Here is a 7,312-nt window from a genome sequence, read left to right on the forward strand (position 1 = left end):
GCGACACTATACCCAATTTGGCCAAATTGGAGATAAATACCCTTTTACCCAGGCAGCCCGGAGTCCGGGGCGTCAGTCTGCAGCAGGCTGTCGCGCTCGCGCAGCGGGAACCGGATCCAGGCATCCAGGCCTTGCGGGGCAAAGCGCAGCTCGCCACTGCCGGCCAGTTCATAGGGCACCCGTTGCTCGATCAGGACCCGGCCCAGGCCACGTTGGCGTGGCATCTCCCACCCCGCCACCTCGGCATGGCGCTCGCACCAGTGCAGGCCCAGCCACGGCTGCCCATCCTGCACCTGCAGGTGCCAGCAGACATCGATCCGGCCGTCCTCGTGGGCCAGCGCGCCATACCGCAACGCATTGGTGGTCAGCTCATGGATGGCCAGCGACAGTACTTCGGCCGCCTTCGGTGGCAACAGCACATCCTCACCCTGCAGGTGATAGGCGGCGGCGGCCGGCGTCTGCGCCGCGATCTCCTCCTCGAGCATGCCGCGCAGGCAGACCCCTACATTGGCGCCACGGGTCAACAGGCTCTGCGTGCGCGCCAGTGACATCAGCCGCGCGCACAGGCGCTCGGCATACTCGTCCACGCTGCCGACCGATGCGCGGGTCCGCCAGGCAAGGGCATGGATGGTCGACATGATGTTGCGCACGCGATGCTGCAGTTCGGCCAGCAGCACCGATTGGCGCTCGGTGGCACGCTTGAGGTCGTCGATGTCCACGGCGATCGCGAACACGCCACTCACCCCGCCATCGGCATCACGCAGCGGTGCGGCGGCGACACGCGTCCAGCGCGCGCGCCCATCGTCATGGATGAACTGGAACTCCAGGCCTGGGACCATCGTCTCCCCCCGCAGGGCGCGGGCGATGGCGAAATCGTGGGGTTCGATGCGCGAGCCATCGGGATGCGTACCCTGCCACCGGTAGTGGTTGGGGCGATCCATGGAGGGCACCTTGCCGGTGGGAAGATAGGTCCGCATCTGGTCGTTGGACAGTTGCAGGTTGCCGTCGGCATCGACAATGCAGACACCCACCGGCAGCACCTTGAAGGCCAGCGCCAACCGGCGGTCGCTCTCACGGCGCTTCTGTTCCTCACGTTCGCGGGCCGCCTGCGCAACGTGCGCGGCCGTCGTTTCGAACATGGTCACCAGCACGCCGTTGATGCACCCGTCCTCTCCGCTTATGGGGCTGTAGGTGATGGTGAACCAGACATCCTCCAAGCGCCCCCGCCGCGCCAGCGGATAGAGCTTGTCCTCATAGGTGATGGTCTCGCCCTGCCACACACGCTGATAGATCGGGCCGTTGATGTGCCAGACCTCGGGCCAGCACTCGCGCGTCGGCTGGCCCAGTCCGCCAGGATGCTTGTCAGCCAGGATCTCGGCATAGCCATCGTTGTAGAGCTGCACCAGCTGCTCGCCCCACAGCACGATCATCGGAAAGCCGTGCGCAAGCATCAGGTCGACGGTGGCGCGCAGGTGCGGCGGCCATTGCTCGATCGCACCCAGTGGCGTGCCTGACCAGTCGTGCCGGGCAATACGGGCGGCCATGCCGTCATGACGCGCATGCGCCTGCAGCGACGGCGGCATGCCCGCCGGGCGCTCCACGGCCCGGAGGCCTTCGGTGTGGCGCGACATGCCGCGCAATCAGGCGATGCCCGCAGGGGCCTGCGGCGTCGCCACCAGTCCCGCCAGCTGCTGGACCAGGGCCTCGATGTGATAGGGCTTGGTGCAGCGTGGCGCATCCGCGAAGCGGCTGGGCAGGTTGTCATCGTAGCCAGAGGTCAGCATGAACGGCGTACCCGCTTCGGCCAACCGGTCGGCCAGCGGGTACACCTGTTCACCGCCCAGGTTGATGTCCAGCAGGGCCACATCGATGGGGTTGTCATCCAGCAGCCGGCCGAGTGCCTGCAGGTCCCCGGCCGGCCCCACTACCTGCGCGCCCTTCAACTCCAGGTAGTCCACCAGGAACATCGCGATGGCGAACTCATCTTCCGCCACCAGTACTCTCAACCCTTTCAGGCCTTCTGGTTTGTTGCCCGCTTCCAGCACGACCGGCGCTCCTCGATACACGCGGCCCACCTCCGCCGCAACGGTCGTAGGATGCGCGAACCGGGCTACAAGGGCGCGTGATGATCGATGAAGATCGCAGCCGCGGCGCATTCACTCCGGCCTTGCAGCGGTGCGTTCAGAACGCACGCTCCCATTTCAGGCTGAGCAGACTGCGGTCATGGCTGTACAGCCAACCGACGTTGCTGTCGATGCGGGCGTAGCGCAGGCCCAGGCTGGGCACCAGCCCGCCCACCGCCAGCCGCTCGCTGCGCACGATGGCGATCAGGTTCTGTTCGTCGTCCTGCCTGCGCGCCTCCAGCAACGGACTCCAGGCATCATAGTCACGGCGACGCAACGACACGAACACCGTGGCCGTGGTGCCACTCCACTGGCGCGCCGCGCCCAGCCGCAGTCCGCGCTGGCGGTAGCCGTTGGCCGGGTCGGCTGCGCTGCTGTCGGTCAGGTCCATGCCCGCGAACAGGGTCCAGCGCGGATTGAGCGCGCGGAACCAAATGGCATACAGCGCTGCCAGATCGCCATCGTAGTTGTCAGCCAGGCCCGGCTCCCGGTAGCGCTGGCGCTTCCAGTCGGCCTCCAGCTTGAGCAGGCTGCGCCCGTCCAGGGCGTACTGCCACTCGCCGTGCACGCCGCTGCCGCCCTGCAGGGCGTGGTTGCCCAGCGCCTGGAAGTCATAGCTCGGCGCCAGCTGCAGGGTGTGCCGTGCACTGCGCCAGCTGTAACCGGCCTGCACGCTGGCGTTGAGCTCGTTGTATGCACTGTACCCGCGCCATGCCTGACCGAAAGCGAGACCGCGCACGTAAAGTCCATGATGGCCGGCCCACGCCCAGCGCCGTTCCAGGTTGGCGTCGTAGTCCAGGCCGGTGGCGCGCTGCGCTTCGGGTAGCGTGCGTTCGATCAGGCAGGTGTCGCCGACGACGAACAGGCAGGTGCGGCTGGCCGAACTGCGGTTGATGTTGTCGCTCCATGCAGGCCCGGCGGCGACCGCCGCCTTCCAGCGCCTGCGTGCCTGCAACGCGTCCAGATAGCTGTCCACGCGAGCGCGGACACCCGTAGTGGCCGGATCGTTGCTGTCGATACCGGCCTTGATTGCACCGAACAATGCCACCGCCTCGCGGTCGCGCTGGTCTTCGGCATGGACGCGTGCCAGTTCAAGGCGGGCGGGCAGGAAGTCCGGCTGCGCTGCCAGCAGCGCTTCGTACTCCCGTGCAGCGCGCGGATGGTCACCGGCCACGCGGGCCAACGCACCCTGCGCGTAGTGGCGCAGCAGCGGATCGTGCCCCGGAAGCTCGATGTATTCGGCCAGGAACGCCGCAGCGGCCGGCCACTGCTGGTGCTGCAATGACAGGTAGAGGGCCTGGCCGAGATCATCGACGGTGCGCTCCACCCGCACGGTCTGGCCATCGATGGTGAGCGTCGGCCGTTGCGATTCGGCCTGCTGCAGGCGCTGCTGGTCCTGCTGCTGGTGGCGCAGTTCGCTGCCCTGTTCGAGCACGCGGCGCAGATCGTCCTGCTGGGCGCGCACGTCGGCGGCAACCAGCAGCAGGAACACAAGGAAAATGGGGTGGCGCATGGTCGATCCGTGGCGGTGCATGCAGCGGGCCGAAGCAGGGACTGGCGGATCGCGGCTTGTCCCTGCCCTGCCCCGTCAGGGGCGTGGCAATCAGTTCTTGCTGCCGCCGAAGGCGGTGTCGTACTGGCTGTTGCCGGCGAACGTAGCGATACCGGCCAGGGTGGCGGCGTTGGCGCCGAAGAACTGGCCCTGGCTGTTGCCGGTGACCGAACCGTTGGCCACAGCGGTGCCGGCGAAGGACGCATCGGCGCTGTTGATGTTGGCGTTGATCGCCAGGGTCTGGCCACCACCGGCCAGGCCGCCGGTCAGCTTGCCGGTACCGAAGTTCGCGGCGAAGGTGCCGCTGAGCAGGTTGCTGCCGTTGAACTTGTTCAGGCCGGCCACCTCGTACGTGGCGGTGCCGCTGGGCAACGTGGTGCCCGCGCGGTCGCCAGCGAAGTAAACCTGGCGGTTGTTGAAGCCACCCGCGGCGCCATCCTTGGACCATTCACCGAACCACACATCGCCACTGCCCACCTTGACGAAGTTGAAGTGGCCCATGCCGGCATGGTTGCCGGGGGTACCGGTGATCGGCATGGCCAGCGTACGTACGGTCACGTTGCCCACGGTGGTGGGGGCCGAGTATGCGGCCAGGCCCTGGAAATCGACCGGCTTGGCGTTGGAGACGGTGCCGACACCGATGCCGGCCTTGCCGGCACTGTGCGGGCCGCCGTTGACTTCGGAAGCACCGACCTTGACGTACAGCTGCGAATCGGTGGCCGCGCTGGCCGCACCGACGATGTCGGCAGCCTGGGCAGCACCGGCCAGGGCAAAGGTGGCGGCCACGGCCAGTACGGAACGGGAGATCATCTTCATGGAACTACTCCTTGGGTTGAGGGAACTACGGGTACAACAACGGAACAGGTCATCAGAAGCGCGCGGTGACACCGAGCTTCAGCGTGCGCCCTGGCGCCGGCAGCGTGGAGCGCGTGGCCGGGTCGACGTAGTAGCGGTTGCCGAGGTTGGTGCCGACCAGCTCGATGCTGGCATGGTCGTTGATGCGCCAGCGCGCGTAGGCATCGACGGTGGTGATGTTTCCCCAGGTGAACGGCACGTTCTGCCAGATCAGGCCACCACTGCCGGCGTACAGGCGGTCACGGTAGGCCTGCAGGTCCGGGTTCTGGTGGCGCTGGTAATGCACGATGCGGCTGCCCAGCTCCAGGCGCTCATCGAACAGCCGGGTGCCCAGCGACGCGTTCACCGACAAGCGGGGAATGGCCTGGGTCAGCAGGTAGCCACTGACGAAGCCGTCCTGCACGCAGTTGGGCACCTTGCCGGCGAGTGCATCGAGCTGCACCGCCATGCTTTCGTCACAGACCTTGTTTTCCAGCGTGCGGGTGATGCCCAGGTCGGTGAAGAAGCGACGGTTGTCGAACCGCGCCTGCAGCTCCACGCCGCGGATGCGCTGCTTGTCCAGGTTGTCGAACAGGAAATTGCCGTCGCGCTCGATGACGTTGCGGGTCTTGTGCACGTAGTAGGCCAGCTTCACGTCGGCATCCGCGGTGTTGCCGAACAGCGCCGACAGGTTGTGCACGTAGCCCACTTCGTAGTTGTAGGCGTGCTCGGGCTTGAGCGGGTACAGCGGGTTCAGGCTGCTGGAGAACGCGATGGTGCTCTCGAACATGCTGGGGAAACGCACCGCCTCGCTGTAGCGGACGTAGGCGCGCGCATTGGGCGAGAAATGCGCGGTGGCCGAGAAGGTCGGCAGCCAGGCATGGTCGCGCCTGCGCTCATTGCGCCCGGACACCGTCTGCGGCCGCCCGCTCTGGATGCTGCACAGGATCTGCGCACCCTGCACCGGCAACCGCCCGGGAATGGCCGCCACCTGGCCATTCAGGCAGGGGTTGCTGGCACGGCTGTAGTTGCCGTCCGCATCCGGCAGCCACGGAATGGTGTGGTCCACCGCAACCGGCGTCTCATACCTGCTCAGCAGGCCCTTCAGCAGATCATCAACGATGAAGCCCATGCCGATGCTGTCCCAGAACGCGCGCTGCGACTCGATGGCGTCGATCTCGCCCTGCAGGCTGGCCGGGCGTTCGGGCAGTTCGTTGACGCGGTAGCGGGCCTCCTTGGGGAACACCGAGGTGGTCATCAGCTCCGGGTGGTCCTGCAGGAAATCATCAAAGGCCCAATAGCGCGCGTAGCGCACGCCAGCACTCAGGGAGAGGAAATCCACCGGCCGCCAGTCCAGCACCAGGTAGCCCTCACCTTCCTGGCGGCGTCCCGCGCGCGGGTACATGCGCCAGCCATCGCTGACGCCGAAGTACGGGTCCGCCGAGCGCAGTTTCTCGAACTGCCAGTTGCCGCCCACGGTCAGGTCCAGGGTGGAATGCAACGCGAAGCGGTTGCTCAGGGTCAGGCCGGTGCGGTCGTTGCGGGCATTGGCCAGCGCGGTATTCCGCAGGATCGGGCTGCTGCCGGGGTTCCAGTCGGGGTTGCTGGCAAAATTTGGGAAGCCGCCAGCGGTGTACGTATCGCTGGTGGTTTCGGTGCGCCACAGGTTGGCACGCAGGTCCAGCCAGCGGCTTCCGGCGGGCTGCCAGTGGTATTCCAGGTTCCAGGCATCGGCATCGACGCGGCTGAGCGGCCACTGGATGCGACCGTAGTCGGGCGCGGACAGGATGCGCGAGGGCATGATCTCGCCGTAGTGCGAGAGCGTGCGCCGCCAGGTCGCGCGCAGCTGCTGGTCGTCGTTGATCTGCCAGGTCGCCTTCAGCAGCCACGATTCCTGCTCGCTGGAGGTATTGGGCACCTCGTCGCCGGGCTTGAAGTAGCGCGCCAGCGTGGTGATGTAGTCCAGGCCCTTGTACTCGAACTGCTCGCGCGGATCCTGGTCGTAGTACGCCGCGCCCCGGGTGCCGGAAAAGTAGTTGCCGCGCTTGCGCCAGGCATAGGCCGCCATCAGGTCCACGTGTTCGCCACGCAGGCCCAGCGCCAGCCGCCAGGCCTGGTCTTCCCCGGCGAACACATGGGTTTCAGAACCGCGCGACTTCACCGGCACCAGCAGCGTGCTGTCGGCATACGGTGCCGAGGGCGAGCCCTGCGGGAACCCGGGCACCGTGCGGTAATCCTCGCCGGTATGCAGCCGCGGCAGGCGTGGCGCCACCGCATTGCTGCTGCCTTCGATCTTCAGCTCCCCGCCGAAGCGCTCACCGGCAGCAACAACGTCGTCAACGTCGATGGTCTTGATCACCAGCGCGCCACCGATCCCGCTGTGCACATCGCGCACCAGCCCTGGCCCCTTGATGACCTGGATGCCACCGATCAGGTTGGGATCGATGTAGTTGCGGTTGCTGACGCCGTTGTAGCCGCGCCAGACCGTGAGCGCCTGCTCGCCACCGTCGATGCTGACCGGCACCCGCCCCGGCCCCTGGATGCCGCGGATGTTGATGTCCAGCGCGCCGCTGTTGCGCGCATCACCGCTGAACACACCGACCAGATCCTTGACCACGTCGGCCGGGTTGGAGCCGCGATAGCGCTCCACACGGTCGCGCCCCGAGTACGCCGTGGTCAGATCCAGCGCGAACACATCATCGTAGCCGCGCCGATCGCGGGCCTCGCCCCCTTCCGACTGCAGGCGGCCGGCCACGTCCAGTGTTTCGGTCACCCGCACCCCTTCCCCTTCCCCTTCCCATTC

General features: G+C 67.0%; 5 protein-coding genes. All 5 read right to left on the bottom strand.

Annotated features, from left to right (window positions below):
• Positions 1-44: 44 nt before the first annotated feature.
• A complete protein-coding gene (locus A7X97_RS07950; RefSeq protein WP_111007793.1) occupies positions 45-1,631 on the bottom strand; it encodes a sensor histidine kinase in 1,587 nt (528 codons plus the stop codon).
• 9 nt (positions 1,632-1,640) lie between these two features.
• Complete coding sequence (locus A7X97_RS07955; RefSeq protein ID WP_005416747.1) at positions 1,641-2,045, bottom strand: response regulator; 405 nt, start codon at positions 2,043-2,045, stop codon at positions 1,641-1,643.
• A 136-nt stretch (positions 2,046-2,181) separates the two neighbouring features.
• Entirely contained in the window at positions 2,182-3,636 is a 1,455-nt protein-coding gene (locus A7X97_RS07960; protein WP_111007794.1) for a surface lipoprotein assembly modifier, read from the bottom strand.
• A gap of 90 nt (positions 3,637-3,726) precedes the next feature.
• Positions 3,727-4,491, bottom strand: coding sequence for a Slam-dependent surface lipoprotein (locus A7X97_RS07965; RefSeq protein WP_111007795.1), 765 nt, complete (start codon positions 4,489-4,491; stop codon positions 3,727-3,729).
• 52 nt (positions 4,492-4,543) lie between these two features.
• Positions 4,544-7,312, bottom strand: a 2,769-nt coding sequence (locus A7X97_RS07970; RefSeq protein ID WP_111007803.1) for a TonB-dependent receptor domain-containing protein, incomplete at its 5' end; no start/stop codon positions are given.

Source organism: Stenotrophomonas sepilia (assembly GCF_003244875.1).
GTDB classification, from domain to species: Bacteria; Pseudomonadota; Gammaproteobacteria; order Xanthomonadales; family Xanthomonadaceae; genus Stenotrophomonas; species Stenotrophomonas sepilia.

What these genes read in the sequence shown, in the direction of transcription:
- A7X97_RS07960 (WP_111007794.1), bottom strand. Translation starts at nt 3,636, where the DNA reads ATGCGCCACCCCATTTTCCTTGTGTTCCTGCTGCTGGTTGCCGCCGAC.
- A7X97_RS07965 (WP_111007795.1), bottom strand. Translation starts at nt 4,491, where the DNA reads ATGAAGATGATCTCCCGTTCCGTACTGGCCGTGGCCGCCACCTTTGCC.
- A7X97_RS07950 (WP_111007793.1), bottom strand. Translation starts at nt 1,631, where the DNA reads ATGTCGCGCCACACCGAAGGCCTCCGGGCCGTGGAGCGCCCGGCGGGC.